A 26118-nucleotide genomic window follows, 5' to 3' on the forward strand; every position below is an offset into this window, starting at 1 on the left:
GGGCACCCGGCCCCGGCTGGACTGGCCCCCGCGGTCCGCCCATGGTCAAATGCACCCTGAAGCGGGGGTACCGGCCCACGCCCTGGGCGCGCCGGTTGAGACACACCCTTCGAACCTGATGCGGTTGAGACCGCCGTAGGGAAGCTTCGCCGGACGCCCGCCGTCCCGCGCCGCCGCTTTGACGCGACCCCGTCGCTCCGCCGCCCCCAGCGGCTCCCTCCAGAAGCGGAACAACACGATGAACGCGGTGCCCTCCCAGCTGCAGCAGCAGGCCGAACAGCTTTCGGCCGACGTCACCCGCCCGATCCCGGGCTCGCGCAAGATCCATGTCGAAGGCTCCCGCCCCGACCTCCGGGTGCCGATGCGCGAGATCGCGCTGGCGAAGACGCCGACCCTGTTTGGCGGTGAGGACAACGCCCCGCTGGCGGTGTACGACTGCTCCGGTCCATACACTGACAGCAACGCCGACATCGACCTGGCGCGCGGCCTGCCCGCGCTGCGTGCGGCCTGGATCGCCGAGCGCGGCGACACCGAACAACTGGCCGGTCTGAGCTCCGAGTTCGGTCGTCGCCGCGAAGCCGACCCCAAGCTGGACGCCGTGCGCTTCCGCCACCGCCCGGCCCCGCGCCGCGCACTCGCCGGTGCCAACGTGACCCAGATGCATTACGCGCGCCGCGGCATCGTCACCCCGGAGATGGAGTACATCGCCATCCGCGAAAACCAGCGCATCGAGGCGATCCGCGAGGCGCACCTGCTGCGCCAGCACGCCGGCGAGCCGTTCGGTGCCGCGATCCAGCAGTTGATCACCCCCGAATTCGTGCGCGATGAAGTCGCGCGTGGCCGCGCCATCATCCCCAACAACATCAACCATCCGGAAAGCGAGCCGATGATCATCGGCCGCAACTTCCTAACCAAGGTCAACGCCAACATCGGCAACTCCGCCGTGTCCTCGGGCATCGCCGAGGAGGTGGAGAAGCTGGTGTGGTCGATCCGCTGGGGCGCCGATACGGTCATGGACCTGTCCACCGGCAAGCACATCCACGAGACGCGCGAGTGGATCATCCGCAACTCGCCGGTGCCGATCGGCACCGTGCCGATCTACCAGGCGCTGGAGAAGGTCGACGGCAAGGCCGAGGAGCTCAACTGGGAGATCTTCCGCGACACCCTGATCGAACAGGCCGAGCAGGGCGTGGACTACTTCACCATCCACGCCGGCGTGCTGCTGCGCTACGTGCCGCTGACCGCCAGGCGCGTCACCGGCATCGTCAGCCGCGGCGGCTCGATCATGGCCAAGTGGTGCCTGGCCCACCACAAGGAAAACTTCCTGTACACGCATTTCGAAGAGATCTGCGAGATCATGAAGGCCTACGACATGGCCTTCTCGCTGGGCGACGGCCTGCGTCCGGGCAGTATCGCCGATGCCAACGACGCCGCGCAGTTCGGCGAGCTGGAGACGCTGGGCGAGCTGACCCGGATCGCGTGGAAGCACGACGTGCAGACCATGATCGAAGGCCCCGGCCACGTGCCGATGCAGCTGATCAAGGAAAACATGGACAAGCAGCTGCGCGAGTGCGGCGAAGCGCCGTTCTACACGCTCGGCCCGCTGACCACCGACATCGCGCCGGGCTACGACCACATCACCAGCGCCATCGGCGCGGCGATGATCGGCTGGTTCGGCACCGCCATGCTCTGCTACGTCACGCCCAAGGAGCACCTGGGCCTGCCCAACAAGCACGACGTGCGCGAAGGCCTGATGGCGTACAAGATCGCCGCCCACGCCGCCGACCTGGCCAAGGGCCACCCCGGCGCGCAGGCGCGCGACAATGCGATGAGCAAGGCGCGCTTCGAGTTCCGCTGGGAGGACCAGTTCAACCTCGGCCTCGACCCCGAGCGCGCCCGCGAGTACCACGACGAGACCCTGCCCAAGGAAGCGCACAAGTCCGCGCACTTCTGCTCGATGTGCGGCCCGCACTTCTGCAGCATGAAGATCACGCAGGACGTGCGCGACTTCGCCGCCGAACACGGGCTGGACGACGCCAGGGCGCTGGAAGCGGGCATGGAGGCCATGTCCGAGGAGTTCCGCGCGCAGGGTGCGGAGGTCTACCACAAGGCCTGAGTCCGACGTGCCCGTCGCCCCGTGCGCGGCCGGGACGGGTAGGGCACACTCGCGCCATGGGCACGCAGGATCTTCGTTATCGGCGTTGGCGGGTGATCGCGCGGCGGCACCCGTCGGCGTTCCTGCTGGCGGCGCAGCTGGCCAGCCTGGTGACCTATCCGCTGCTGGAGGGCGACACCGGACGCGTGCTGTTCGGCGCGTTCGGCGTGGTGATCGCCGCGCTGGCGGTGTGGGTGGTGATGCGCAGCCCGGCGGTGAAATCGGTCGCATGGATCATCGCCGTTCCTGCGGTGCTGCTGTCGGTCATCGCCGTGCTCTCGCCGGGCAGTGGCGTGGGGCTGGTCGCCACGCTCCTCGAGGCGTCGCTGTACTTCTACGCAGCGGCCAGCTTGACGGGGTACATGCTCAGCGACCATCGGGTCACCTCCGACGAGCTTTTCGCCGCCGGCGCCACCTTCACCCTGCTGATGTGGGCATTCGCGTACGCCTTCGTCGCGTGCCAGTCGATCTATCCTGACGCCTTCACCGGCGTGGTGGAGCCAGAGCGCCCCCGCACGTGGATGGAGTTGCTGTTCCTCAGCGCCACCAATCTGTCCGCGACCGGTTTGGGCGACGTGTTGCCCATCCATCCTGCGGCACGCGTGCTGGTGGTGCTTGAGCAGATCTGCGGCGTGGGTTACCTCGCGGTCGTGGTGTCGCGGTTGATCGGGTTGACCGTGGCGGCGGAACGGCGAGTCCCTTGAACCTGAATGGAGGGCAACGGACATTGCCGTTCGGCACATGACGGCGTCACACGCCATCCGGAGAATTGGAATGTTCGCATGTCCCAGTCCGCCGACCAGCCGCCCATCGTTCCTGACGGTATTCGCATAGGCGAGTGCACCGTCGACATCCCGTTGCGCGAGATCAGTGCGCCCGGTGCGCGGCGCCCTGTGCGTATCACTCCCAAGGCGATGGCGGTGCTGCTCGTGCTGGTGGAGAACGCAGGCCGCGTGGTGTCGCGTGATGCGCTGATCGCCCGCGTGTGGCCCGATACCCTGCCGACGGACGACGTGCTGACCCAGGCCGTCACCCAGCTTCGCAAGGCGTTCGCCGAGAAGCGCGGCAGCACGCGCTACATCGAGACCATCGCCAAGTCGGGTTACCGCTTGTTGGCCACGGTCGAGGGGGCGCAGCCCCCTTTCGATCCGCTGGCTGCGCCCCCTGGACAGCACGGGCGGTTGCCACTGGCGGCGAACTCGGGGCCACAGGCGGATGACGCTGGCCCCGAGGCCCCTCCGGTCGCCGACGCGTCAGCGATGGCGGACACGGTGGTCGCGCCCAGGTCTGCCCCCCTGACGCGCAAGCCGGCGCCGTGGCGTCGGGCGCTGCCGTGGCTCGTAGCGGCGGTCCTGCTGTTGCTCGGCGGCATGGCCCTGATCGGCTGGCTGCGAGAAGGGCGTGATGTTCGTACCGCAGCGCCGGGAGTCTTGCCCCAGAACCCGGAACCACCGGTGCTGTTTATCACTTCTTCGCCGGGATACGAGCTGTCACCGACGCTCTCGCCCGATGGCGCCATGGTGGCCTACACCGCAACCCTGCCAACCGGCTTGGCACGGTGGTGATGGTGCAGACCACCGGGCAAGCCGTGCCCAAGCCCCTCAGCCTGCCGCCCTCAGGCGTGTCTGATCGACTGCCCGCCTGGTCCCCGGATGGTCGTTCCATTGCATTTTCGCGGCGCGATGGCGGCAATGAGTGCCAGATCCTCATTGCGGCCGCCAATGGCGGTGGCGAACGCCAGGTGGGTGCCTGCAATGGACTTGACGACCTGGGATTCGACTGGACGCCGGATGGCCGCGGGCTGGTGTTCGGCAGCATGTCGGACAACGGCGGCACGACCGGGATCCGCATCCTGGACATCGCCAGCGGCCGGTGGCGTGCACTGGAGTATGGCTTTGATGGTCGATACCTCGACACCGAGCCGCGGTATTCCCCGGATGGTGAGTGGATCGCCTTCGTGCGCAACCCGCAATTTGGCGATCTGTGGCGGGTGCCGGCCGCAGGCGGGCGGGCCGAACAGCTCACATTCCATAGCAGCGAAATGCGGGGTTGGGATTGGCTGCCCGATGGCAGCGGGCTGGTGTTCAGTCGGCGCCTCGATGCGGGGACACGCCTCTTCCGGCTCGACCTTGGCTCCAGGCAGATCCAGAAGTTCAGCGTCGAGGACGCACAATCGCCGAATATAGCGGCGCACAGCCCGACGATGGCGTTTGTCAGGCGCCGGCCGGGGTTCGATATCTATCGGATCGGCCCGCGCGAGTCCAGTCGCTCCAAAGCGTGGGGCGCGGAGACGCTTTTCGCGTCCACGGGACGCGATACCCACCCTTCCATCGCCCCCGATGGCCGCCAACTCGTTTTCGCCTCCGACCGCTCGGGCCACTTCCATCTGTGGTGGGGTGATGTGGAGCGTCCCGAGAGTCTGCGCCTGATCGATGGTCTCCATCCTGATGCCCAGCGCATGCCCGAGTGGTCGCCGGATAGCCAGCGACTACTCAGCATCGGCATTGACCACCAGGGCCGCCACGGCCTGTTCGAGGTCGTGGCCGCCAGTGGCCAGGTCGAGCGGCTGCCTGTACCGCTGGCGGATCCCAACCAGGGACTGTACCTGCCTGATGCGGGCCGTATCCTCGTCGGCGCAAGCGGCGAAGACGGTCGTATCGGGCTGTACCTTTTCGACCGCACGCACCTGCCGTGGCGGCAACTGGCCTACCTGCCGGACGTGGCGCAGGCCAAGGTCGACGTCAGGCGGCGGCGAGTGCTTTTCACGCGCTTCTCCGGCGACGGCCTGTGGTCGGCGGACCTGGGGCTGGCCCCGATATCCGTACGCAAGGTCGTGGACGGCGTGCCGCGGCGGTGGCTCTATCGTAACTGGAGTGTGGCCGCCGACGGTGCCATCGAATACCTCGATCAGGCCGTTGGGTGCCGTAGCCGCCTTCGCCGCCTGGGTGAGAGCGCCACGGCAGCCTCGGAGTACTGCCTGCATCCCAGCCTCCTGTCCTCGGTCGTTGGATTCAGCTCGGACCCGCGCGCAGAGGTCGTCTACGTGTCGATGGCGGCGTATGACGGCACCGACATCGGTCTGATACGGTTGGGGGCGTCGCTCACGCCACGCAAAGCAGCCTCTTCAGGCAATTGATTTCAAAAGAATTTATTGTTTCGTAAGTTCTTCGTGGCGGATTTCGGCTGGATTTCGCAGATTCCTTCGTCCGATTTCCTGCAGTCGCAGTCCGCGTCAGGCAAACCCATCGGCCAATCTTGGCAAACGATGGGTGGCGACATGGAGCACGTGCAGTGGGCGGACCGGGGGCAGCAGGTCCAGCTGGGGCGTTCAGACAACGAAGTTCCCGCGCTGTTCGCCGGGGCTTCGCGACTGGGCAGCGTGCAGCTCTCGGGCCCCAGCTTCTCGATCTGGGTCCAGATCCGCGGCAGTGCCTGGGTGGAGGCCAAGGAGGGCAAGTTCCGCCTCCGGCGCGGCGACTGGGTAGCCCTGGAACGCGAATCCCGACCCACCATCCAGACCGACCGCGATGGCCTGTGCCTGGGCCTGACCCTGGGTGTGGACGTGCTCAAGGCGCTGGGCCAGTTCGCTGACCTGGGCCTGTACGCCGGCCGTGGACGGCTGGACCTGCGCGAATCCCGGGCGCTGCTGCACCTGTGGCACCAGGCGGCGCGCCGGACCGAGGCCGGTGAGGGCGTGGCGATCCAGGTATTGCGTCCGTTGCTGCTGCACCTGGCCAGCCTGCAGCGTGACTTCGCCGCCCGCGTCGCGTATTGCCCGGGTCGCTCGCGCAGCCGCAAACGCCAGGTGTTCAGCCGCCTGCAGCGCGCGCGCCTGTACCTGGAGGGAAACGCCGACCGCGTGGTACGCATCGGAGAACTGGCCGAGTTGACCAGCTTCTCCAGCTGGTACTTCTCCAAGACATTCCAGGCGGTCTACGGCGAAAGCCCGCAGGCTGCCGCGGCACGCATGCGGCTGGAGCGCGCCGCCGACCTGCTGGAGACCACCAGCTTGATGATCGGCGAAATCGCAGCCGCCAGCGGCTTCGACAACTGCTGCAGCTTCGCCCGTGCCTTCCGCGCGCGCTATGGCATGTCGGCCAGCGGTTACCGCACCGAGGCCTCATCGACAGGATCGGCAAAGTCTCCCGGCGGTGCCGGCAAAGCGGCATTGCGCACCGGGACGTAATTTTGCAGAGCGCCTTAACGCGCCCGTAACGATCATTTGGAGAGAGATACATGAATCATCGCAATCCGCGTTCCGCCGTGCGGCTGGGCATGCTCCCCGCCGGCATCGCGATCGCGCTCGCCCCGGCGTTTGCTGGCGCGCAGGAGCAGGCCGAGCAGGGTGCCACCACCCTCGACCGCATCGAGGTGACCGGCTCGCGCATCCGTGGCGCTGACATGGAAACCCAGCAGCCGATCATCACCATCGGCCGCGAGCAGCTGCAGCAGCAGGGCTTCGTGTCCATTGCCGACGTGTTGCAGAACCTGACCTCGGCGGGCTCCCCGGCCATCGCCCGCTCCGAAGTGCTCGCCTCGGGCGAGAACGTCGGCGGCTACTACGTCGACCTGCGCAACCTGGGTGCGCAGCGCACCCTCGTGCTGGTCAACGGCAAGCGCCTGGGCGCCACCACCGGCGGCCTGCAGGACCTGAGCCAGATCCCGATGTCGGCCATCTCCCGCATCGAGATCCTGAAGGACGGTGCCTCAGCCATCTATGGCTCCGACGCCATCGCCGGCGTGGTCAACGTGATCACCCGCAAGCGCTTCGAGGGCGCGGAAGCCAACGCCTACTTCGGCCAGTACGGCGAAGGCGACGGCGACAAGCAGACCTACGACTTCACCGTTGGTGCCGTGGGCGACCGCGGTGGCGTCACCGCCTCGGTCGAGTACTCGAAGGAAGACCCGGTGTGGGCCAAGGACCGCTGGTACAGCGCATCGGGCAACGCCGGTCCGAAGTATCCCGGCTCGGGCTGGAGTGCGGTCAGCCAGAATGGCTCGTTCCTTGGCCCGTGCGGCCCCAATGGCGCCAACGCGTGGTGCACCTACGACGGCAGCGGCGACCCGACCAACATCGCCAATTTCCGTCCGCACGTCGCGTCCGACAATGCCAACAGCAACGAGCAGATGATGGCGCAGACCGCCATCGAGCGTCGTTCGGTATTCGTCAATGCCAACTACGACATCGTTGACAACGTCACGTTCAACGCCGACATGCTGTACAACCACCGCTCGACGCTGCAGCAGGTGGCGGGTTACCCGTACCAGTCGGGCGCGTTCGGCACCCCGCTGTCGGCCGACAGTGCGTTCAACCCGACCAATGCCGACGTGGCGTTCCGCCGTCGCCTGTGGGAAGTGCCGCGTACCACCAACAGCGAGCTGGAAACCTACCGTTTCGCGGGTGGCTTCAACGGCTTCTTCGAAATGGGCGGCCGCTCGTTCGACTGGGATGTTGGCGCGATGATGAATCGCAACAACCTGACCAAGTTCGGCCATGGCGACATGAGCCTGCTGGCCAGCCCGGGTGCACTGGGCCCGTCGTTCATCAACGCCAACGGCGTCGCGCAGTGCGGCACCGCCGCCAACCCGATCCCGCTGGGCACCAACCTGGGCAGCGGCGAATGCATGCCGTGGAACCCGCTCCTGCCGTACGGCGTGGACGGCCAGGGTTCGCTGTCCAACCCGACGCTGCAGGCGTTCCTGTTCCCGTACTACGCCGACACCGGCCGCACCAAGACCACCAGCTACACCGCCAACCTGGCCGGCTCGCTGTTCGACCTGCCGGCCGGTGAGCTTGGCTTCGCCGTGGGCGTGGAGCACCGCAAGGAAGATGGCCGCTTCGTGCCGGACGCCTTCAACCAGTCGGGCATGAGCACCGGCCTGCCGGCCACCACCACGCAGGGCGGCTACTCGCTCGACGAGGTGTACCTGGAGCTGAACATCCCGGTCCTGTCCGACCTGCCGTTCGCGAAGGAACTGACCTTCAACATCGCCAGCCGTTACTCGGACTACAGCAACTTCGGCGACACCACCAACAGCAAGTTCGGCTTCACGTGGCGTCCGCTGGATGAGCTGCTGGTCCGCGGCACCTACGCCGAGGGCTTCCGCGCCCCGACCATCGACAACCTGTACGGCGGCGTGGGCGGCAGCTTCGAGTACTACACCGACCCGTGCGGCAGCACCTCGTCGGGCAACGTGGCCGGCAACGCCGCCTGCACCAGCGCCGGCGTGTCCCCGACCTACGTCCAGCTGGGCCAGGGCGGTGCGAACTGCACCTCCTTCCCGTGCCAGACCGGTTACCAGTTCCTGACCGGCTCCAACCCGAACCTGACCCCGGAAACCGCCGAAAGCCAGACCATGGGCATCGTGTGGAGCCCGCGTTGGGTGCAGGGCCTGGACTTCACCCTCGACTGGTACAAGGTCACCATCGAGAACGTGATCAGCGACGACAGCGTTGATGACATCCTGGGCGATTGCTATCGCCTGGGCATTTCGGCGCGTTGCGAAGGCATCGTGCGTGACTCCACCGGCGCCATCACCTTCATGCAGTACGGCCTGACCAACAAGGGTGCCGTGGAAACCGAAGGCTATGACTTCGGTGCGAAGTACCGCCTGCCGGAGACCGCGTTCGGCAAGTTCACCTTCGATTGGCAGAACAGCTACGTCAGCTACTACCGCATCAAGGCCGACGACGCGCCGGACACCAGCTGGACCAACTACACTGGCCGTGGTCCGAACTTCCGCCTGCGTTCCAACCTGGGCGTCAACTGGGAGATGGGCGCGTTCGCCGCCAACTGGACGACGCGCTACTACTCGGGCATGAGCGAAGCCTGCACCCGCACCGCCGAGTGCACGGATCTGCTGTACTCCTCGCCGGACACCAACCTGCCGGGCAAGGTGTACCCGCTGCGTGAAGTGGGCAGCAATGCGTTCCACGACCTGCAGGTCAGCTGGAAGGCCCCGTGGAATGCCACGATCGCCGTCGGCGCCAACAACGTGACCGACCACAAGGGTCCGATCATGTTCTCGGCTCCGAACAGCCAGTACCCGTACTACGGCGGCTTCGATATCGGTCGCTTCTACTACCTGAAGTACCAGCAGCGCTTCTGATCCGTCAGAGGTCCTGTGCAACATCCGCTGCGGCCCCGAAAGGGGCCGCAGTTTTTCCGGAGGCCTGCACGATCCGGGCCCCGGAAACAGGAAAGCCGCCTTGCGGCGGCTTTCCCGGTTCATTGGTGCGCCGGCTTCAGAAATTCGGCTTGTCCGCACTGTCCTCGTAGCGTTTCATCGCTTCCACCAGCACGGCCTTGGCCTCGGCCGCGTTGCCCCAGCCTTCGATCTTCACCCACTTGCCCTTCTCCAGGTCCTTGTAGTGCTCGAAGAAGTGGCCGATGCGCTCCAGCCAATGCTTGGACACCTGCTCGATGTCGGTGACATGGGCATAACCACCGAAGATCTTCGGTACCGGCACCGCGATCAGCTTCTCGTCGGCGCCAGCCTCGTCGGCCATCTTCAGCACGCCCACCGGCACGCAGCGGATCACCGAGCCCGGCACCAGCGGCAGCGGCAGGATCACCAGCACGTCCGCCGGGTCGCCGTCGCCGCAGACGGTGTGCGGCACGTAGCCGTAGTTGCACGGGTAGCGCATCGGCGTGGACAGGATGCGGTCCACGAAGATCGCGCCCGAGGTCTTGTCGACTTCGTACTTGACCGGCTCGGCATCCTTGGGGATTTCGATGATGACGTTGATCTCATCCGGCGGGTTATTGCCGGTGGGGACGAGGTCCAGGCCCATTGCGTGCTCCAGCTGATGGGGCGCCAGGAGAGGCGCCCCCGAGGGGAAAGGGGCACTCATTTTACGTTGCTGGCTGCTGCGGCGCAGCAAGGTCTTTCGTCGGGGGCGGTGTCAGGCCCCGGGACAGCCCCACCGGGTGCGTGGCCATCAGCTGCGGACAAAGAAAAACGGCGGTCGGAGGACCGCCGTTGAATGCCACGGGGCACGCCCGGGCGGTTTGAAGCCCCGGCCAAACCGCACCGGGGTTGGAGAGTCTCCGGTTACAGCAGCGGCACCAGCAGCAGCGCCACGATGTTGATGATCTTGATCAGCGGGTTGATGGCCGGGCCGGCGGTATCCTTGTACGGGTCACCCACCGTGTCGCCGGTCACCGCCGCCTTGTGCGCCTCGCTGCCCTTGCCACCGAAGTGGCCGTCCTCGATGTACTTCTTGGCGTTGTCCCACGCACCGCCACCGGTCGTCATCGAGATCGCCACGAACAGGCCGGTGACAATGGTGCCGATCAGCAGACCGCCCAGCGCCTTCGGCCCCAGCAGCAGGCCCACCAGCACCGGCACCGCCACCGGCAGCAACGACGGCACGATCATTTCCTTGATCGCCGACTTGGTCAGCATGTCCACGGCCTTGTCGTACTCGGGCTTGCCCGTGCCGTCCATGATCCCGGGGATGGTGCGGAACTGGCGGCGCACTTCCTCCACCACCGCGCCCGCGGCCCGGCCCACCGCTTCCATCGCCATCGCGCCAAACAGATAGGGAATCAGACCGCCGATCAGCAGGCCGATGATCACCATGTGGTCGGACAGGTCGAAACGCAGCGCCTCGGCCACCACGCCAGTGGCCGCTGCCTTGGCTGCGGCGGCCGTCTCGAGGTTATGGGTGTAATCGGCAAACAGGACGAGTGCCGCCAGCGCGGCCGAGCCAATCGCATAGCCCTTGGTCACCGCCTTGGTGGTGTTGCCCACCGCGTCCAGCGGGTCGGTGACGCTGCGCACCTCAGGCGGCAGCTCGGCCATCTCGGCGATGCCACCGGCGTTGTCGGTGATCGGGCCGTAGGCGTCCAGCGCCACGATCATCCCGGCCATCGACAACATCGCCGTCGCCGCGATCGCGATGCCATACAGCCCCGCCAGCGCGAAGGCGAAGTAGATCGCCAGGCACACCGCGATGACCGGCAGCGCGGTCGACTTCATCGACACGCCCAGGCCGGCGATGATGTTGGTGCCGTGGCCGGTGGTCGAGGCGGCCGCCACGTGCTGCACCGGCTTGTACTGCGTGCCGGTGTAGTACTCGGTGATCCACACGATCGCGCCGGTCAGCGCCAGGCCGATCAGCGCGCAACCGAACAGGTTCATCGCACCCAGCGGCGAATCGCCCATCAGCGCGGTGGTGATCGGGTAGAACGCCACCGCCGCCAGTACCGCCGACACGATCACGCCCTTGTACAACGCGCCCATGATCGAGCCGCCGTCCTTCACCTTGACGAAGTACGCGCCGATGATCGAGGCTATGATCGACACGCCACCCAGCACCAGCGGGTACAGCACCGCGTTGCCGCCCACCTGCGCGGCCATCAGCCCGCCCAGCAGCATCGTCGCGATGACGGTAACGGCGTAGGTCTCGAACAGGTCCGCCGCCATGCCGGCGCAGTCGCCCACGTTGTCGCCCACGTTGTCGGCGATCACCGCCGGGTTGCGCGGGTCATCCTCGGGAATGCCGGCCTCGACCTTGCCCACCAGGTCCGCGCCCACGTCGGCGCCCTTGGTGAAGATGCCGCCGCCCAGTCGCGCGAAGATCGAGATCAGCGACGAGCCGAACGCCAGGCCCACCAGCGCATGCAGCGCATCCGCCTCGGCGTAGCCCAGGTGCAGGTGCAGCACCGCGAAGTAGCCGGCCACGCCCAGCAGGCCCAGGCCCACCACCAGCATGCCGGTGATCGCGCCGCCGCGGAACGCCACGTCCATTGCCGGGCCCATGCCACGGCGCGCGGCCTCGGCGGTGCGTACGTTGGCGCGTACCGACACGTTCATGCCGATGTAGCCGGCCGCGCCCGACAGCACCGCGCCGATCAGGAAACCGATCGCGGTGGCCCAGTTCAGCGCGAAGCCGATCACCACGAACAGCACCGCGCCCGCGATGCCGATGGTGGTGTACTGGCGGTTGAGATAGGCGCGCGCGCCTTCCTGGATCGCGCCGGCGATCTGCTGCATGCGTTCGTTGCCGGCGGGTTGTGCGCTGATCCATCGCGCCGAGATGATCCCGTACAGGATCGCAATGACGGCGCAGGCGAGCGCCAAGGTCAAACCGTACTGCTCCAGCATGAACCCCTCCCCAAGAGTGGACACCAGGACTACGGAAACTGCATCTGCGATGTATGCCGCGCGGGCAGTGTGGGGGGCCCGGCAACGTCCCGACTATGGCACACCACGCCGTCGGTGGCATCTCGTCGACACCGGGTTCAGCCGCGCATTGCCAGCCTGCGAGCCATGTCACGCAATATCGGAGTCTCCATGCGCGCACTTGCCCCGTTGCTCATTGCCGCCATCGCGGCGGCGTCGCTATGCCCGACGACCGCATCGGCGGGCCAGACCCCGCAGATCAACCGGCCCATCGCCGTGCCGCAGGCGATCGGCGCGCTGCACACCCTGCGTGTGATTCCCGAAGCCTGCACGCGCATCCAGGGCAGGTTCACCGGCGATCCCGCAAACCCCTACGAATTCGCCATGGTACGTACCGCAGCGCACTGCCAGGCCCGCGCCAGGGTGGTGGACGCGGCAACGGCCTCCCCGCAGGACCGGCCCGGCTGGCTCTATGTCGACCAGGTGCGCGTGCCCAGCGCCGCCTGTGGCTCGTTGCAGGCGGAGGTGCGCATATGGCGGCATGACGCCCGGGGCGCCGTGCCGCCCCGGCTCGATGCCCAAGGCCGCAGCCGCCTGTACCTGAAGGACTCCCTGGACGTCAGGCGCCAGGGAGCCGCTGACCTGCCGGTCTATGCCGTGGAAACGAAGGTGGGCGGCAAGGGTTGCGAATGAATCGCCCGCGTCCACCAGCGGCGGCATGGTCGGGCATGCCGCCCCACTGTAGCCTTCAGCGCGCGCGCGCCGACTGCAGCAGGCGTTGGCGTGCCGTGTTGCCCGGTACGGCCACGTGCAGCGCTGGGTCGAATGCCTTGCCAATCGCCTCACTGCCCGGCTCGACATAGACCTCGAGGCGCGTCGAGCTGTAGCCCGATGGCACGTAGCGCACCCAGTAGCCATCCGGGTGATGCGACCAGCGACCGTCGGGGATGTCCAGGCTGCCAGCGCCCATCGGCGCCATCCCGGCCAGGATCGCTACCTGCTCCAGTTCGGCGAACGAGGAATAACCGGTCGAGAACATGCTGCGCAGCCGTCCCTCGGCTTCCAGTACGGCGCGCAGCTGTGGCGGAGCGCGGCCCATCAGCTCCTGCGAAGCGCGCTCGCGCAGCGCGTCGAAGGCGACGCCGCGCAACTGCTCGGCCATCTGTTCGCTGGTCAGCAGGACCCGTGCGGTCGCCTGCATCTCGGGGTTCAGGTCGCGGAAGCCGGCGCGCGCGAGAATGGCCCAGATCAGCGCCTGCACGTCGTGCTGTTCCACCTCCGGGTGGCGTGCCGAACTGCGCGCGATGGTGGTGATGAGCTCCCGGGCCGGCCCGAGCGGCGGCGCATAGAGATAGCCCTCGCCCTTGCCCGGGCCGTAGGTGCCGGCATGCAGGCAATAGCTCTGCGCCTGCATCGTGTACCAGCCCGCGCGGAGCAGGAAAGTCTCGCCATTGGCCTGCCGCAGGCTGGAAAGTGCCTGCTCCTTCACCGATGGCCGGAACCCGTCGCGCGAGGGATCGCCATGCGTGGCGTCCTTGAGACTGGTCGTGATCTGTTCCTTGTGGCCGCGCAGGCTGCCGCCGAGATCGACCTGGCTGGCGCGCTTGAGCAGGTTGCCCAGGGTCTGCGCCTGGGCGGGCAGGGCGAATGCCAGAACGAAAGCAACCATCAGGCCCAGGCCGGGCATGCGGCGGTGCAGGAGCATCGAGAAATCCTTATCTTCGGGAAAGCGCGATTCTAGCGTCGTTCCATGATCGACCAGTGCCCGGGTCGCGTGACGTTTGCGCGAACCATGGCACGAACGGCGGCTGCCCGGCGGGCCGGTCGACGCGATGAAGGGCATCCCGGCCGTGATTGTGGGGCCGGGATCCTATCCGTCGCGCGGGTTTCCGGCTCAGGTCTCGAACGCAGGCAACTTTCGCGCGACCGCCACGTTCTTCAACGTCACGTACTTCGGCAAGCCATCCCGCCCATACGGCGGCGGCGCCTCGCCACGGATCAGCGGTTCCAGGTAACGCCGCGCGCTGTCGGTGATGCCATGGCCATCCTTGCGGATGAAGCCCGCCGGCATCTTCTTCTCATGGTTGGCCACCTTCGCCAGCGGCGCCGCTTCTATCTTCCAGCGGTATGGCGCATCCGAGGTGCGCACGATCACCGGCATCACCGCGTTCATGCCCTTGAGCGCAAAGTCCACCGCGGCCTTGCCCACCGCCTCGGCGTGCGCCAGGTCGGTCTTGCTGGCCAGGTGCCGCGCCGAGCGCTGCAGGTAATCGGGCAGGGTCCAATGCACCTTGTAGCCCAGCGCGTCCTTCACCCGCCCGGCCAGGAACGAGGCCACGCCGCCCAGCTGGGTATGGCCGAAGGAGTCCTTGCCGCCGCCCGCATCGGCCACGAAGCGCCCATCCGGCGTCTGGATGCCCTCCGACGCGACCACCACGCAGTAGCCCGCGCGCTCCACCGTGGCCTTCACCCGTGCGAGGAAGTCGGTCTCGTCGTACGACCGCTCCGGGAACAGGATCAGGTGCGGCGCCTCGTCCGGCCCCTCGCCCGCCAACCCCGCGGCCGCGGCCAGCCAGCCAGCGTGCCGGCCCATCGCCTCGTACACGAATACCTTGGTCGAGGTCTCCGCCATCGCCGCCACGTCCAGCGCCGCCTCGCGCACCGACACCGCGGTGTACTTGGCGGCCGAGCCGAAGCCCGGGCAGCAGTCGGTCACCGCCAGGTCGTTGTCCACGGTCTTGGGCACGCCGACACAGGTCAGCGGATAGCCGAACTCCTTCGCCAACTGCGACACCTTCAACGCAGTGTCGGCCGAATCGTTGCCACCGTTGTAGAGGAAGTAACGCACGTCATGCGCGCGGAACACCTCCAGCAGCCGTTCGTACTTCGCCCGGTCCTGCTCCAGCGACTTCAGCTTCACCCGGCACGAGCCGAACGCACCGCCCGGGGTGTGGGCGAGGGCGCGGATCGCCGCGAGCGGCTCCTTGGAGGTGTCGATCAGCTCCTCGCGCAGGGCACCGAGGATGCCGTTGCGCGCCGCCAGCACCTTCACCTTGCGCGCGCGCGCGGCCTGGATCACCGCCGAGGCGGTGGCGTTGATGACGGCGGTGACTCCGCCGGACTGCGCATAAAGTAGGGTTCCCGAGTCCATGGTGGTTTCAGTGGTACGCGCCGGGATGCGGTAAAGTGACCAACAGTTGACGCCCGGCAGGTGGGGGCCGCACACCCCGAGTGTAGCGCCGCGCCCGCCGTTGGCGACCCCGGTCCGGCCGGGATGGGGGCCCAGGCCCATACCGAATTTTCCGTTTCAGGAGTCACGTTGATGCGATTGGTTCTTCTCGGCGCGCCCGGTTCCGGCAAGGGCACCCAGGCCGCCCGCCTGAAGGAGCACCTGCAGGTGCCGCACATCTCCACCGGTGACCTGCTGCGCGCCGAAGTGGCCGCCGGCAGCAAGCTCGGCCTGGAAGCCAAGGAAGTCATGGCCCGCGGCGAGCTGGTCAGCGACGCCATCCTGCTGGGTATGCTCGAGGACCGCGTCTCGCGTGCGGACACGGCCAATGGCTTCATCCTCGACGGCTACCCGCGCAACCTCACCCAGGCCGACGCGCTGGACGCGCTGCTCAAGCGCATCGGCCAGCCGATGGACTACGCCGTGCAGCTGGACGTACCGACCGAACTGCTGGTCGAGCGCATTGCCGGCCGCGCCGCCGCCGAGGGCCGCGCCGACGACAACCCCGAATCCGTGCGCAAGCGCCTGGAGGTCTACAACACCCAGACCGCGCCGGTGATCGAGTTCTACCGCCAGCACGGCCAGTTGACCGTGGTCGACGGCGTGGGCGCCCTCGACGAGGTGTTCAACCGCGTGGTCAGCGCACTGGCGCCGACCGCCGACGTGGGCTGACCTTCGCTTGAAGCTGCACATCCTCGGCATCGCCGGCACCTTCATGGGCGGCGTCGCCGCCCTCGCGCGCGAACTCGGCCACGAGGTCGAGGGCAGCGACCAGGCGGTATACCCGCCGATGTCCACCCAGCTCGAACAGCTGGGCATCACCCTCAGCCAGGGCTACAAGCCCGAACACATCTCCGCCGACTGCGCCGAGGTGGTGGTCGGCAACGCGCTCTCGCGCGGCAACGCCGCGGTCGAGCAGGTGCTGGATTATGGCCGCAAGTACACCTCCGGCGCGCAGTGGCTCAGCGAGCAGGTACTGCCCGGCCGCGACACGCTCGCGGTCGCCGGCACCCATGGCAAGACCACCACCACCACCATCCTGACCTGGCTGCTGGAGGCCGCGGGCCGCCAGCCCGGTTTCCTGATCGGTGGCGTGGCCGAGGACTTCGGCGTGTCCGCGCGCGTGGGCAACGGCCGCGAGTTCGTGGTCGAGGCCGACGAGTACGACACCGCGTTCTTCGACAAGCGCAGCAAGTTCGTCCACTACCGGCCGCTGGTCGCCATCCTCAACAACCTCGAGTACGACCACGCCGACATCTTCCCGGACGTGGCCGCGATCCAGCGCCAGTTCCACCACCTGGTGCGCACTGTGCCACGCCGCGGCCGCCTGGTCGTCAATGGCGAGGACCGCTACCTGGCCGAAGTGCTGGCGATGGGGTGCTGGACACCGGTGGAGACCTTCGGCCTCGACGCCAGCCTGGTCCCGCAAGCCGCCGGCCACGAGGCACACGGCGACCGCGCCGATGCCGCCAGCGCCGCGCGCAGCGGCTTCAACTGGACCGCGCGCCTGCTCAGTGGCGATGGCAGCGCGTTCGTCGTCGTGCACGATGGCGTCGAGGTCGGCGAAGTGCACTGGCCGCTGGTCGGCCGGCACAACGTGATGAACGCGCTGGCCGCGCTGGCCGCCGCGCATGCCGTGGGCGTGGACGTGGCGTCGGTCCTGCCGGCGCTGGCACGCTTCCGCAGCGTCAAGCGCCGCCTCGAAGTGATTGGCGAAGCAGGCGGCATCACCGTCTACGACGACTTCGCCCACCACCCCACCGCGATCGCCACCACGCTGGCCGGCCTGCGTGCGCGCGTGGGTGAGGCGCGCATCGTGGTGGCCATGGAGCCGCGCAGCAATTCGATGCGGCTGGGTGCGCACGCCGAGGCATTGGCCCCCTCGCTGGATGGCGCCGATGTCGTGGTGTTCCTGCACCGCCCGGAACTGGCGTGGGACGCCAGCAAGGTCGTGGCCGCCGTGCGCGGCGAAGCGGTGACCGTGCCCGATTCCGATGCGCTGATCGCCGCGCTGCGCGAACGCGTGCGCGCGGGCGACCACGTGGTGTTCATGTCAAACGGCGGCTTTGACGGCGCGCCGCGGCGTTTCCACGCCACGCTCAAGGACTGAGCGCAGGTCCGTTGTCGGTGCGCAACCGCAGCACCGGCATCCCCCCGGTGGGATGAGGCTGCTCCAGTGGCGCAAAGCGCTGCAGCGCCTCGCGTACCAGTGCATAGGTGGCGTCGCTGTCGGGTGCCGGTCGCCACAGCGAGACCACGTTGAGCGGGCGGTCCAGTTGCAGCGTCTGCGCGGTGCCGATCCACAGTGCGGTACCGTCCGCCAGCGCCACCGGCGCAGGCCACAAGCGCAGTGCGTGCAATTCATCCGGCGTCGCGCCTTCGCGCAACATCAACAGCGCCTCGGCCCTTGCGTCCAGGGTCGCCGGCAGCACCGGGTACTCGCCGGGACCGCGGCCGCTGTCCAGCAGGCCGATCGTCTGGATCCAATCCGCTTGCGGCTGCACGTGCCAGCCCTCGGCTTCCATTGCTTCGCGCAGCGGCGCCAGCGGGCCCGCGACCTGCACGTCCAGTGGCCAGCGCCGGCGCACGTCGTTCTCATTGCGTCGCTCGGGCAGTCGACTCCAGTCGCGTAGCCACCAGTCCTGGGTCACCAGCACCTGGGTGGGCGGTGGCGCGGCGAACTTGGCCAGCAACGGATCGGCGGCGTGCGGTGCGTGCCACGCGGCCGCCAGCACGAAGGTGCCGTAGAACGCCCACGCCAACGGCCGCATCCAGAACGAGCGCGCCACGTGGCGGCGGTAGGCGATGCCCAGCACCAGCAGCCACAGGATGCCCAGCAACGTGCCGCCCACCAGGTCAGACAACCAGTGTGCGCCCAGGTACAGCCGCGCGAAACCAATCACCGTGGTCACCGCGCCCGCCACCAGGTACGGCCACACGCGGTTGCGCCCCGGCAACTCGCGCGCGATCAGCACCGCGAAGAAACCGAAAATGATGGTGGTCATGGTCACAGCCACCGACGGGAAACCGAATCCGGCAGGTGCGGTCGGCGGGCGCGGCATGGTGACGACCGCCTCCAGTACCGTGGTCAGCACCAGCCCGAACACGATCGCCGCCAGCCAGTGCGCGGCAGCCATCCAGCGTCGCCGCCACAGCAGGTAGCCCATCGTCACCGAGGCCGCGGCGCCCAGCGTGGCCGGGTCACCCAGGCTGGCCAGCGCCGCCATCAGCCGGTCGGCCAGCGGGTTGCGCAGCGTCCACATGAAGGCGTTGAGCCGGTGGTCGATGGCCAACGGCCCGCCGTTGGCCAGCAGCATGCCGGCGAGCGTGAACCAGGCCCAGCCGATGCCCAGCAGGCACACACCCAGGATCACCAATGAAGGTGATTCGGGCCGGTTGGGGTCCATCACCGCCGCCGCATAACGGCCCAGTCGTGGATGCGCACGCGTCCATGCCAATGCCTTCGCCAGCAAGGCATCGGCATGCTCGGCAAACCAGCGCCACGTATACAGCACGCAGGCCCACACCAGCGCCACCGCGACGACCAGCGATCCCAGTACCATCGCCAGGCGATCGGCCACGGCGGCAACGGCGTCGTATGACGCCCCCAGCACCCAGCCTGGCGCCAGGAAGAGCCCCGCCCACAGAAACGAGGCCGCCAGGCTGGGGGGCACGTAGCGCTTGGCCGGCATGTGCAGCATGCCGGCGATGGCCGGCACGAACGGCCGCACCGCACCCACGAAACGTGCGGTGAAGATGCTCTTGATGCCGTGCCGGCGAAACATCGCCTCCGACCGCGTCAGCCATTGCGGGTAACGCGAGAACGGCCAGGCCTGGCGCAGCCCAGGGCCCCATCGCCGGCCCACCCAGTAACTCAGCAGGTCACCGGCAAACGCACCGAGCGCGGCGCAGGTCACCGCATACGGCCCGTTGATGTGCCCCAGCCCGACGAGCGCGCCCACCGCGAACAGCAGTGGCAGCGCCGGTACCACGATGCCGAGGATGACCAGCGCATCGCAGAATGCGATCAGGAACGCGATGGCACCGGCGGCGAGCGGGTGTGCGCTGATCCATGCGGTCGCGGTTTCGAGCCAGGCGGGTTCCATCGCCGGATTATAGGCAGCCGATCACGCAACGCCCGTGTCAGGGCGGTTCGATGCTCCGATTCCGTAAACTGGGCGGCATGTCCAATGCCCCCGTCGAAGTCGCCGCGCTCAAGGCCGACAGTTTTGGCCGCATTGCCCTGATGCAGGGCCCGGCGGGGCTGTTCGTGCGCCGCGACCTCGGCTTCGTGCCGCTGTGGCTGCGGCTGCCCGCCTGGTGGCTGGCGCGGCGCGAGGCGCTCGCCCTGCAGCGCATCGATGGCCTGCCCGCTACTCCGCGCCTGCTCGCCTGGGACGGTCGCCGGCTGGATCGCAGCTACATGGCCGGCCACGCCATGTACCAGCGCCCACCGCATGGCGATGGCGCCTATTTTCGCCACGCGCGGCGCCTGTTGCAGCAGCTGCATCGCCGCGGGCTCGCGCACAACGATCTCGCCAAGGAAGCCAACTGGCTGGTGCTGCCCGAGGGCGCGCCCGCCATCATCGACTTCCAATTGGCCACGCGCGGCCATCCGCGCGCGCGATGGATGCGCCTGCTGGCGCGCGAGGACCTGCGCCACCTGCTCAAGCACAAACGCACCTATTGCCCCGGCGCGCTCACCCCGGTGGAGCGGCGCGTGCTCAAGCGCCATTCCTGGGTTCGCGAGCTGTGGTTCGCCACCGGCAAGCCGGTGTACCGCTTCGTGACCCGCCGTCTGCTCAAATGGGAGGACAATGAGGGGCAGGGACCGAAGCCCTGACCCTTGGCCCGGAATTGACGGACAGGTCTCGAAAGGACCGTTTCGTTCCCGTGACTCCCTCCGTTCGCCCCGTTCGCCTGTCCCCACCGCTTCCCAGGACCGCGCCATGACCACGCTCTCGGGCAAGACCCTCCTCATCACCGGCGCCTCCCGCGGCATCGGCCGCGCCATCGCCCTGCGCGCCGCGCGCGACGGTGCCAACATCGCCATCGCCTCCAAGTCGTCGGTACCCAACCCGAAGTTGCCGGGCACCATCCACAGCGTGGCCGCCGAAGTCGAGGCCGCCGGCGGTCAAGCCATCGCCCTGCGCTGCGACATCCGCGAAGAGGACGAAGTGCGCGCCGCCGTGGCCGCCACCGTCGATGCCTTCGGCGGCATCGACATCCTGGTCAACAACGCCAGCGCGATCTGGCTGCGCGGCACGCTCGACACGCCGATGAAGCGCTTCGACCTGATGCAGCAGGTGAACTCGCGCGGCAGCTTCCTGTGCGCGCAGGCGTGCCTGCCGTACCTGCTGCAGTCGCCCAACCCGCACATCCTCACCCTGGCGCCACCGCCCAATCTCGATCCCAAGTGGTGGGGGCCGCACACCGGCTACACCCTGGCCAAGATGGGCATGAGCTTCGTCACCCTCGGGCTGGCGGCGGAATTCGGCCCGCAGGGCGTGGCGGTCAATGCGCTCTGGCCGCGCACGGTCATCGCCACCGACGCGCTCAACATGATCCCCGGCGTGGACCTGCAGGGCTGCCGAAAGCCGGAGATCATGGCCGATGCCGCGCACGCCGTGCTGGTGCGCCCCGCGGCCGGCTTCCACGGCCGGTTCCTCATCGATGACGAGGTACTGGCCGAGACTGGCATCACCGACCTGTCGGGCTATGCCGTCGACCCGTCGCGGCCGTTGTTGCCCGACCTGTTCCTCTGAACAGCGGTACGGGCAGCCACCCGCACCTTGGAGCCGTGGCCAACCTGCGTGTCAGGCGATGGCCCCGTCGCCATTCGCCGATTAGGCTTTGCGCTTTCCTTCCCCCAAGGAGTCCCCCATGAAGTACCTCCACGCCATGGTCCGCGTCCGCGACCTCGACGCCTCCCTGCGCTTCTTCCGCGATGGCCTGGGCCTGCGTGAAACGCGCCGCAAGGATTACCCCGAAGGCCGTTTCACCCTGGTGTACCTGGGCGCGCCGGCCAATCCGGAGTCGGAAGTCGAGCTGACCTACAACTACGACGACGAGGACTACGGCAGCGCCCGAAATTTCGGCCACCTCGCCTTCGAGGTCGATGACATCTACGCCACCTGCGCGCACCTGCAGTCGATGGGGATCACTATCAACCGTCCGCCGCGCGACGGCCACATGGCCTTCGTCCGCTCGCCCGACCTGGTCTCGGTCGAGCTGCTGCAGAAGGGTGGGCGCCTGCCACCGCAGGAGCCGTGGGCGTCGATGGCCAATACCGGCGTCTGGTGAGCCTGGAGCGGGGCGCGCCGGCTGCACGTGCCCCGTGCTTCACTCGCCTTTTCCGGTCGACGCCGGCAGCGCGTGGCCGCAGCCACGACAGAAGTTCGCGCCCGGCCCGTGGCCTTCCAATCCGCACCCCGGACAGCCGCGCGCATCCCACCGATCGGCATCGCGCAGGCTGCCGACCAGTTCCGAGGTGTAGATACCGGTGGGCACCGCGATCACGCTGTAGCCGATCAGGATCAGCGTCGAGGCGATGAAGCGGCCCAGCCCGGTCTGCGGGGCGATGTCGCCATACCCCACCGTGGCCATGGTGACCACCGCCCAGTACATGCTTGCCGGAATGCTGGTGAAGCCATGGGCCGGGCCTTCCACCACGTACATCAGCGCCGCGAAGATCACCACCACGGTGATGATCGCACTCAGGAACACGAACAGCTTGCGCCGGCTGCGCCACAGCGCGGTGACCAGCACGCCGCCTTCCTCCACGTACTGGGTCAGCTTGAGGATGCGGAACAGCCGCAGCATGCGCAGCACCCGCACCACCAGCAGGCTCTGGCTGCCCGGCAGCAGCATCGACAGGTAGGTGGGCAGGATCGATAGCAGGTCGATGATGCCCCACACGCTCAGCGCGTATCGCAGCGGCCGGCGCACCACCATCAGCCGGACCGCGTACTCCACCGAGAACAGCAGGGTGAACGCCCACTCCAGCGGGTACAGCCAGCCCGCATGGCGCGCGTGGAACGAAGTATCGCTGTCGGCCATCACCACCAGCACGCTGGCCACGATCACGCCGATCAGCGTCAGGTCGAACCGCCGCGAGGGCGGCGTGTCGTGCCGGTAGATGATGTCGAACCAGGTCCGTCGCCAGCCGGTGTCGGTGGCGGGATCGAGCTGCGGGTCCAAGAGCAGGCGCATGAGTCCTCCTCGGGGGATTCTGCCTCATGCCGCAGCGCGAACGCGACGCCAGCAGCCCGCGCCAAGCGCGCGCGGCCGCAATGCGCGAAAATGGCCGGGCATCCCCCCATCCCACGCCCATGACCAGCCAGACCACCGACCTCTACGCCCTCGCCGAACGCTACTACCTGCCCGTCTACCGCCCGCGCCGCATCGTCCTCGACCGCGGCCAGGGTTCGCGTGTGTGGGATCGCGACGGCCGCGAGTACGTCGACTTCGGCGCCGGTATCGCGGTCAATGCCCTGGGCCACGCCCACCCCGCGCTGCTGGCCGCGCTGACCGAGCAGGCCGGCAAGCTCTGGCATACCAGCAACGTGTTCGTCAGCGAGCCGCCGCTGCGCCTGGCCGAAGCATTGGTGTCCGCGTCCGGTTTCTCCGAGCGCGTTTTCTTCTGCAATTCAGGCGCCGAGGCCAACGAAGCGGCGATCAAGCTGGTGCGCAAATGGGCCAGCACGCAGGGCCGCCCGCCCGAGCGCCGGGTCATCCTCAGCTTCCGCGGCAGCTTCCACGGCCGCACCCTGGCCGCGGTCACCGCCACCGCGCAACCCAAGTACCACGAAGGCTACGAACCGCTACCGCCGGGCTTTCGCTACAGCGATTTCAACGACCTGGCCGCCGCCGAAGCGGCGATGGCGGCCGGCGATGTCTGCGCCGTGCTGGTCGAACCGGTGCAGGGCGAGGGTGGGGTGACCCCGGCCACCGAGGCCTTCCTGACCGGGCTGCGCGTACTCTGCGACCGTTACGGCGCGCTGCTGGTCCTCGACGAGATCCAGTGCGGCATGGGCCGCACCGGTCACCTGTTCGCCTGCCACGGCTACGGTGTCACCCCCGACATCGTCACACTGGCCAAGGCGCTGGGCAGTGGCTTCCCGATCGGCGCCATGCTGGTCGGCGCCCAGGCGGCCGAAACCATGCAGTTTGGCGCGCACGGCACCACCTTCGGCGGCAACCCGCTGGCCACCGCCGTTGCGGGCGCCGCATTGCGCGAACTGTCCTCGCCCGCGCTGCTGGCCAATGTCGCCCGCCAGTCGCAGGCGATCCGGGACGGTCTCGCGGCCATCGACGCCGAGCTCGGCCTCTTCAGCGAGGTTCGTGGTCGCGGCCTGATGCTCGGTGCACAGCTGCGCCCGGCGTTCGCGGGCAAGGCTGGGGAAATCCTCGACCGCTGCGTCGAGCACGGGTTGCTCACGCTGCAGGCGGGTCCCGATGTGCTGCGGTTCGTGCCGGCCTTGAACATCTCCGATGCCGACGTGGCCGAAGGCCTGGCACGCTTGCGTGCCGCGCTTGCCCACGTCGTGGCAGGCTGAGCGCCCCGTCCCGGCAACGTCTGCGAAGGACCGCACTGATGCAGCGCATCGTGATCATCGGCAACTCCGGCTCCGGCAAGTCCACCCTCGCGAAGTCCCTTGCCCACCGACACGGTCTCGCGCGCCTGGACCTGGACACCATCGCCTGGCGGCCCACCACGCCGCCTTCCCGCCGCGCGCTGGTCGAAAGCGAGGCGGCCATCGCCGATTTCCACGCGGAACAACCCTGCTGGGTCATCGAGGGTTGTTACGCAGACCTGGTCGAGCTCGCGTTGCCGCACGCGACGCAACTGCTGTTCCTCAACCCCGGCGTGGACGTCTGCATTGCCCACTGCCGGACCCGGCAGTGGGAGCCGCACAAGTACTCCAGTCCTGCCGCGCAGGACCGCAACCTCGCCATGCTGCTGGACTGGGTACGCGGCTACGAAACCCGCGACGACGAGTTCTCGCTGCGTCGCCATCGGATGTTGTTCGATGGCTTCAGCGGTGAAAAGCGCGAGTACATCGAGCCGCCTGCATTGGCTTGAAATCCGGCACGCAGCATTGACTCCAGTGCCGGGCGCCGAGCCGGCACGCAAAGCCCGCCCGAGCGTTGCATGGGGGCACGACCGGGAATCCCGCCTGTGCCCCACGCCGGGTGTGCTCCGATTCGCACAATGCGCCTGTGCCGGGACATGACGGACCCGGCACGGCGGTCGCCGTCAGCCCGCCTTCGCCACCACAAACGCCTCGCGCGCCGCCGCCACGGTGTGGGCGATTTCCGCCTCGCCATGCGCGCTCGACACAAACCCCGCCTCGAACGCCGACGGCGCCAGGTACACGCCCCGTTCCAGCATGGCGTGGAAGAAGCGATTGAACCGGCCCGTGTCCGAGGCCTTGGCATCCTCGAAGGTTTCCACCGGCCCCTCACGGAAATACAGGCCGAACATGCCCGGCGCCCGCGTCGTGGTGAAGGCCGCGCCCGCCTCGCGTGCGGCCGCCTCCAGCCCATCGCACAGCACATGCGTGCTGCGCTCCAGCGCCTCATGGAAGCCTGGCACCTGTACCAGTTCCAGCGTGGCCAGTCCCGCGGCCATCGCCACCGGGTTGCCACTCAGCGTGCCGGCCTGGTAGATCGGCCCGGCCGGCGCGATCTGTGACATCAGATCGCGGCGCCCACCATACGCCCCCACCGGCATGCCGCCGCCGATGATCTTGCCGAACGTGCTCAGGTCGGGCGTGATGCCATAGCGCTGCTGCGCGCCGCCCAAGGCCACGCGGAAACCCGTCATCACCTCGTCGAAGATCAGCAGCGCACCGTGCTGCGTGCACAGCGCGCGCAGGTGCTGCAGATAGCCTTCGCGCGGCAGGATGCAATTGGCATTGCCCACGATCGGCTCAATGATCAGGCCCGCGATGTCGCTGCCCACCTCATCGAACAGCTTCGTCGCCGCCTCGAAATCGTTGTACGGCAGGGTCAGCGTCAGGTCGGCCAGCGCCGCTGGCACCCCCGGCGAATTCGGCAGGCCCAGCGTCATCACCCCGCTGCCCGCCTTGACCAGGAAGCTGTCGCCATGGCCGTGGTAGCAGCCCTCGAACTTGACGATGCGCGAACGCCCCGTTGCGCCGCGCGCCAGGCGGATCGCCGACAGCGTCGCCTCGGTGCCGGAATTGACCATGCGCACCATCTCGCAACTCGGCACGATGCGGGTAATCGCCTCGGCCATGGTCACTTCCAGCGCATTGGGCACGCCAAAGCTCAGCCCGTCGCGCATGGTCTTCGCTACCGCATCCAGCACCTGCGGGTGCGCATGCCCGGCAATCATCGGCCCCCACGAACCCACGTAATCCACGTAGCGGTTGCCGTCCACGTCATGCAGGTACGCACCTTCGGCGCGCTGCGCGAAGAACGGTTCGCCACCCACCGAGCGGAAGGCGCGCACCGGCGAGTTGACGCCACCGGGCAGCAGTTCCTGGGCGCGAGTGAAGAGGGCGTGCGAGCGTTCGGTGTTCATGGTCAACCTTGGTGGCGTGGCGGGCGGATGGCCCGGATATTCGTTGGGCAA

The 26118-nt window shown here is 68.1% G+C and carries 21 protein-coding genes and 1 riboswitch; of the genes, 14 read left to right on the forward strand and 7 right to left on the reverse strand.

Annotated features, from left to right (window positions below; all coding sequences use genetic code 11):
• The first annotated feature begins 53 nt into the window (after positions 1 to 53).
• Positions 54 to 160, forward strand: a riboswitch (TPP riboswitch).
• Positions 161 to 238: 78 nt separating this feature from the next.
• The 6 genes from thiC (at position 239) to IP93_RS09725 (ending at position 9265) form a co-directional block, all read left to right on the forward strand.
• Positions 239 to 2116, forward strand: coding sequence for a phosphomethylpyrimidine synthase ThiC (gene thiC / locus IP93_RS09700; RefSeq protein ID WP_144815040.1), 1878 nt, complete (start codon positions 239 to 241; stop codon positions 2114 to 2116).
• Between the two features lie 56 nt (positions 2117 to 2172).
• On the forward strand, positions 2173 to 2859 hold the full coding sequence (locus IP93_RS09705; RefSeq protein ID WP_144815042.1) for an ion channel: 687 nt from the start codon (positions 2173 to 2175) through the stop codon (positions 2857 to 2859).
• A 78-nt stretch (positions 2860 to 2937) separates the two neighbouring features.
• A complete protein-coding gene (locus IP93_RS09710; protein ID WP_158636320.1) occupies positions 2938 to 3720 on the forward strand; it encodes a winged helix-turn-helix domain-containing protein in 783 nt (260 codons plus the stop codon).
• The gene (locus tag IP93_RS09715) at positions 3720 to 5291 is read left to right on the forward strand and encodes a PD40 domain-containing protein (RefSeq protein WP_144815048.1); all 1572 of its coding nucleotides are present in this window, start codon (positions 3720 to 3722) and stop codon (positions 5289 to 5291) included. The genes IP93_RS09710 and IP93_RS09715 overlap by 1 nt, the downstream gene beginning before the upstream one ends.
• Positions 5292 to 5432: 141 nt before the next feature.
• Positions 5433 to 6341 carry a helix-turn-helix domain-containing protein gene (locus IP93_RS09720; RefSeq protein ID WP_144815122.1) on the forward strand — a complete coding sequence of 303 codons (909 nt, stop codon included), beginning with the start codon at positions 5433 to 5435 and terminating at the stop codon, positions 6339 to 6341.
• A gap of 50 nt (positions 6342 to 6391) precedes the next feature.
• Positions 6392 to 9265, forward strand: coding sequence for a TonB-dependent receptor plug domain-containing protein (locus IP93_RS09725; protein WP_144815050.1), 2874 nt, complete (start codon positions 6392 to 6394; stop codon positions 9263 to 9265).
• A 136-nt stretch (positions 9266 to 9401) separates the two neighbouring features.
• Here IP93_RS09725 and ppa read toward each other — a convergent pair whose 3' ends face one another.
• Positions 9402 to 9950, reverse strand: coding sequence for an inorganic diphosphatase (ppa, locus tag IP93_RS09730; RefSeq protein WP_144815053.1), 549 nt, complete (start codon positions 9948 to 9950; stop codon positions 9402 to 9404).
• Positions 9951 to 10210: 260 nt separating this feature from the next.
• Positions 10211 to 12268 (reverse strand): sodium-translocating pyrophosphatase, encoded by a 2058-nt coding sequence (locus tag IP93_RS09735; protein ID WP_144815125.1) that lies wholly within the window; start codon positions 12266 to 12268, stop codon positions 10211 to 10213.
• A gap of 189 nt (positions 12269 to 12457) precedes the next feature.
• Between IP93_RS09735 and IP93_RS09740 the strand changes: the two genes are divergently transcribed.
• Positions 12458 to 12979 carry a hypothetical protein gene (locus IP93_RS09740; protein ID WP_242006828.1) on the forward strand — a complete coding sequence of 174 codons (522 nt, stop codon included), beginning with the start codon at positions 12458 to 12460 and terminating at the stop codon, positions 12977 to 12979.
• 55 nt (positions 12980 to 13034) lie between these two features.
• Here IP93_RS09740 and IP93_RS09745 read toward each other — a convergent pair whose 3' ends face one another.
• Positions 13035 to 13991 (reverse strand): hypothetical protein, encoded by a 957-nt coding sequence (locus IP93_RS09745; RefSeq protein WP_144815055.1) that lies wholly within the window; start codon positions 13989 to 13991, stop codon positions 13035 to 13037.
• Positions 13992 to 14180: 189 nt separating this feature from the next.
• A complete protein-coding gene (locus tag IP93_RS09750; RefSeq protein ID WP_144815057.1) occupies positions 14181 to 15437 on the reverse strand; it encodes a 6-phosphofructokinase in 1257 nt (418 codons plus the stop codon).
• 171 nt (positions 15438 to 15608) lie between these two features.
• On the opposite strand from IP93_RS09750, the gene IP93_RS09755 reads away from it, so the two are divergent.
• Both IP93_RS09755 and IP93_RS09760 read left to right on the forward strand, forming a co-directional pair.
• Positions 15609 to 16187, forward strand: coding sequence for an adenylate kinase (locus IP93_RS09755; RefSeq protein ID WP_144815060.1), 579 nt, complete (start codon positions 15609 to 15611; stop codon positions 16185 to 16187).
• Between the two features lie 43 nt (positions 16188 to 16230).
• The gene (locus IP93_RS09760) at positions 16231 to 17625 is read left to right on the forward strand and encodes a Mur ligase family protein (RefSeq protein WP_144815130.1); all 1395 of its coding nucleotides are present in this window, start codon (positions 16231 to 16233) and stop codon (positions 17623 to 17625) included.
• Here the strand turns inward: IP93_RS09760 and IP93_RS09765 are convergent.
• Positions 17615 to 19621 (reverse strand): bifunctional DedA family/phosphatase PAP2 family protein, encoded by a 2007-nt coding sequence (locus IP93_RS09765; RefSeq protein ID WP_144815062.1) that lies wholly within the window; start codon positions 19619 to 19621, stop codon positions 17615 to 17617. The genes IP93_RS09760 and IP93_RS09765 overlap by 11 nt on opposite strands.
• 77 nt (positions 19622 to 19698) lie before the next feature.
• Here IP93_RS09765 and IP93_RS09770 point away from each other — a divergent pair, with 77 nt between their 5' ends.
• From IP93_RS09770 to IP93_RS09780, 3 genes are all read left to right on the forward strand, one after another.
• Entirely contained in the window at positions 19699 to 20358 is a 660-nt protein-coding gene (locus IP93_RS09770; protein WP_144815065.1) for a protein kinase family protein, read from the forward strand.
• A gap of 106 nt (positions 20359 to 20464) precedes the next feature.
• A complete protein-coding gene (locus IP93_RS09775; RefSeq protein WP_144815068.1) occupies positions 20465 to 21280 on the forward strand; it encodes an SDR family oxidoreductase in 816 nt (271 codons plus the stop codon).
• Between the two features lie 118 nt (positions 21281 to 21398).
• Positions 21399 to 21818 carry a VOC family protein gene (locus tag IP93_RS09780; protein ID WP_144815069.1) on the forward strand — a complete coding sequence of 140 codons (420 nt, stop codon included), beginning with the start codon at positions 21399 to 21401 and terminating at the stop codon, positions 21816 to 21818.
• A gap of 39 nt (positions 21819 to 21857) precedes the next feature.
• On the opposite strand, the gene IP93_RS09785 is transcribed toward IP93_RS09780, so the two are convergent.
• Positions 21858 to 22727 (reverse strand): ion transporter, encoded by an 870-nt coding sequence (locus IP93_RS09785; RefSeq protein ID WP_144815072.1) that lies wholly within the window; start codon positions 22725 to 22727, stop codon positions 21858 to 21860.
• 119 nt (positions 22728 to 22846) lie between these two features.
• On the opposite strand from IP93_RS09785, the gene IP93_RS09790 reads away from it, so the two are divergent.
• Both IP93_RS09790 and IP93_RS09795 read left to right on the forward strand, forming a co-directional pair.
• Complete coding sequence (locus tag IP93_RS09790; RefSeq protein WP_144815075.1) at positions 22847 to 24073, forward strand: acetylornithine/succinyldiaminopimelate transaminase; 1227 nt, start codon at positions 22847 to 22849, stop codon at positions 24071 to 24073.
• A 38-nt stretch (positions 24074 to 24111) separates the two neighbouring features.
• Positions 24112 to 24600: an AAA family ATPase gene (locus IP93_RS09795; protein ID WP_144815077.1), complete on the forward strand. Its 489-nt coding sequence runs from the start codon at positions 24112 to 24114 to the stop codon at positions 24598 to 24600.
• A gap of 174 nt (positions 24601 to 24774) precedes the next feature.
• Here IP93_RS09795 and hemL read toward each other — a convergent pair whose 3' ends face one another.
• Positions 24775 to 26067 carry a glutamate-1-semialdehyde 2,1-aminomutase gene (hemL, locus tag IP93_RS09800; protein ID WP_144815080.1) on the reverse strand — a complete coding sequence of 431 codons (1293 nt, stop codon included), beginning with the start codon at positions 26065 to 26067 and terminating at the stop codon, positions 24775 to 24777.
• Positions 26068 to 26118 lie beyond the last annotated feature (51 nt).

Source organism: Aerolutibacter ruishenii (assembly GCF_007830115.1).
Classification (GTDB): domain Bacteria; phylum Pseudomonadota; class Gammaproteobacteria; order Xanthomonadales; family Xanthomonadaceae; genus Aerolutibacter; species Aerolutibacter ruishenii.

What these genes read in the sequence shown, in the direction of transcription:
- IP93_RS09770 (WP_144815065.1), top strand. Translation starts at nt 19,699, where the DNA reads ATGTCCAATGCCCCCGTCGAAGTCGCCGCGCTCAAGGCCGACAGTTTT.
- IP93_RS09720 (WP_144815122.1), top strand. Translation starts at nt 5,433, where the DNA reads ATGGAGCACGTGCAGTGGGCGGACCGGGGGCAGCAGGTCCAGCTGGGG.
- IP93_RS09750 (WP_144815057.1), bottom strand. Translation starts at nt 15,437, where the DNA reads ATGGACTCGGGAACCCTACTTTATGCGCAGTCCGGCGGAGTCACCGCC.
- IP93_RS09765 (WP_144815062.1), bottom strand. Translation starts at nt 19,621, where the DNA reads ATGGAACCCGCCTGGCTCGAAACCGCGACCGCATGGATCAGCGCACAC.
- IP93_RS09740 (WP_242006828.1), top strand. Translation starts at nt 12,458, where the DNA reads ATGCGCGCACTTGCCCCGTTGCTCATTGCCGCCATCGCGGCGGCGTCG.
- IP93_RS09785 (WP_144815072.1), bottom strand. Translation starts at nt 22,727, where the DNA reads ATGCGCCTGCTCTTGGACCCGCAGCTCGATCCCGCCACCGACACCGGC.
- IP93_RS09780 (WP_144815069.1), top strand. Translation starts at nt 21,399, where the DNA reads ATGAAGTACCTCCACGCCATGGTCCGCGTCCGCGACCTCGACGCCTCC.
- hemL (WP_144815080.1), bottom strand. Translation starts at nt 26,067, where the DNA reads ATGAACACCGAACGCTCGCACGCCCTCTTCACTCGCGCCCAGGAACTG.
- IP93_RS09710 (WP_158636320.1), top strand. Translation starts at nt 2,938, where the DNA reads ATGTCCCAGTCCGCCGACCAGCCGCCCATCGTTCCTGACGGTATTCGC.
- IP93_RS09725 (WP_144815050.1), top strand. Translation starts at nt 6,392, where the DNA reads ATGAATCATCGCAATCCGCGTTCCGCCGTGCGGCTGGGCATGCTCCCC.
- thiC (WP_144815040.1), top strand. Translation starts at nt 239, where the DNA reads ATGAACGCGGTGCCCTCCCAGCTGCAGCAGCAGGCCGAACAGCTTTCG.
- IP93_RS09790 (WP_144815075.1), top strand. Translation starts at nt 22,847, where the DNA reads ATGACCAGCCAGACCACCGACCTCTACGCCCTCGCCGAACGCTACTAC.
- ppa (WP_144815053.1), bottom strand. Translation starts at nt 9,950, where the DNA reads ATGGGCCTGGACCTCGTCCCCACCGGCAATAACCCGCCGGATGAGATC.
- IP93_RS09735 (WP_144815125.1), bottom strand. Translation starts at nt 12,268, where the DNA reads ATGCTGGAGCAGTACGGTTTGACCTTGGCGCTCGCCTGCGCCGTCATT.
- IP93_RS09760 (WP_144815130.1), top strand. Translation starts at nt 16,231, where the DNA reads ATGGGCGGCGTCGCCGCCCTCGCGCGCGAACTCGGCCACGAGGTCGAG.
- IP93_RS09795 (WP_144815077.1), top strand. Translation starts at nt 24,112, where the DNA reads ATGCAGCGCATCGTGATCATCGGCAACTCCGGCTCCGGCAAGTCCACC.
- IP93_RS09705 (WP_144815042.1), top strand. Translation starts at nt 2,173, where the DNA reads ATGGGCACGCAGGATCTTCGTTATCGGCGTTGGCGGGTGATCGCGCGG.
- IP93_RS09745 (WP_144815055.1), bottom strand. Translation starts at nt 13,991, where the DNA reads ATGCTCCTGCACCGCCGCATGCCCGGCCTGGGCCTGATGGTTGCTTTC.
- IP93_RS09755 (WP_144815060.1), top strand. Translation starts at nt 15,609, where the DNA reads ATGCGATTGGTTCTTCTCGGCGCGCCCGGTTCCGGCAAGGGCACCCAG.
- IP93_RS09775 (WP_144815068.1), top strand. Translation starts at nt 20,465, where the DNA reads ATGACCACGCTCTCGGGCAAGACCCTCCTCATCACCGGCGCCTCCCGC.
- IP93_RS09715 (WP_144815048.1), top strand. Translation starts at nt 3,720, where the DNA reads ATGGTGCAGACCACCGGGCAAGCCGTGCCCAAGCCCCTCAGCCTGCCG.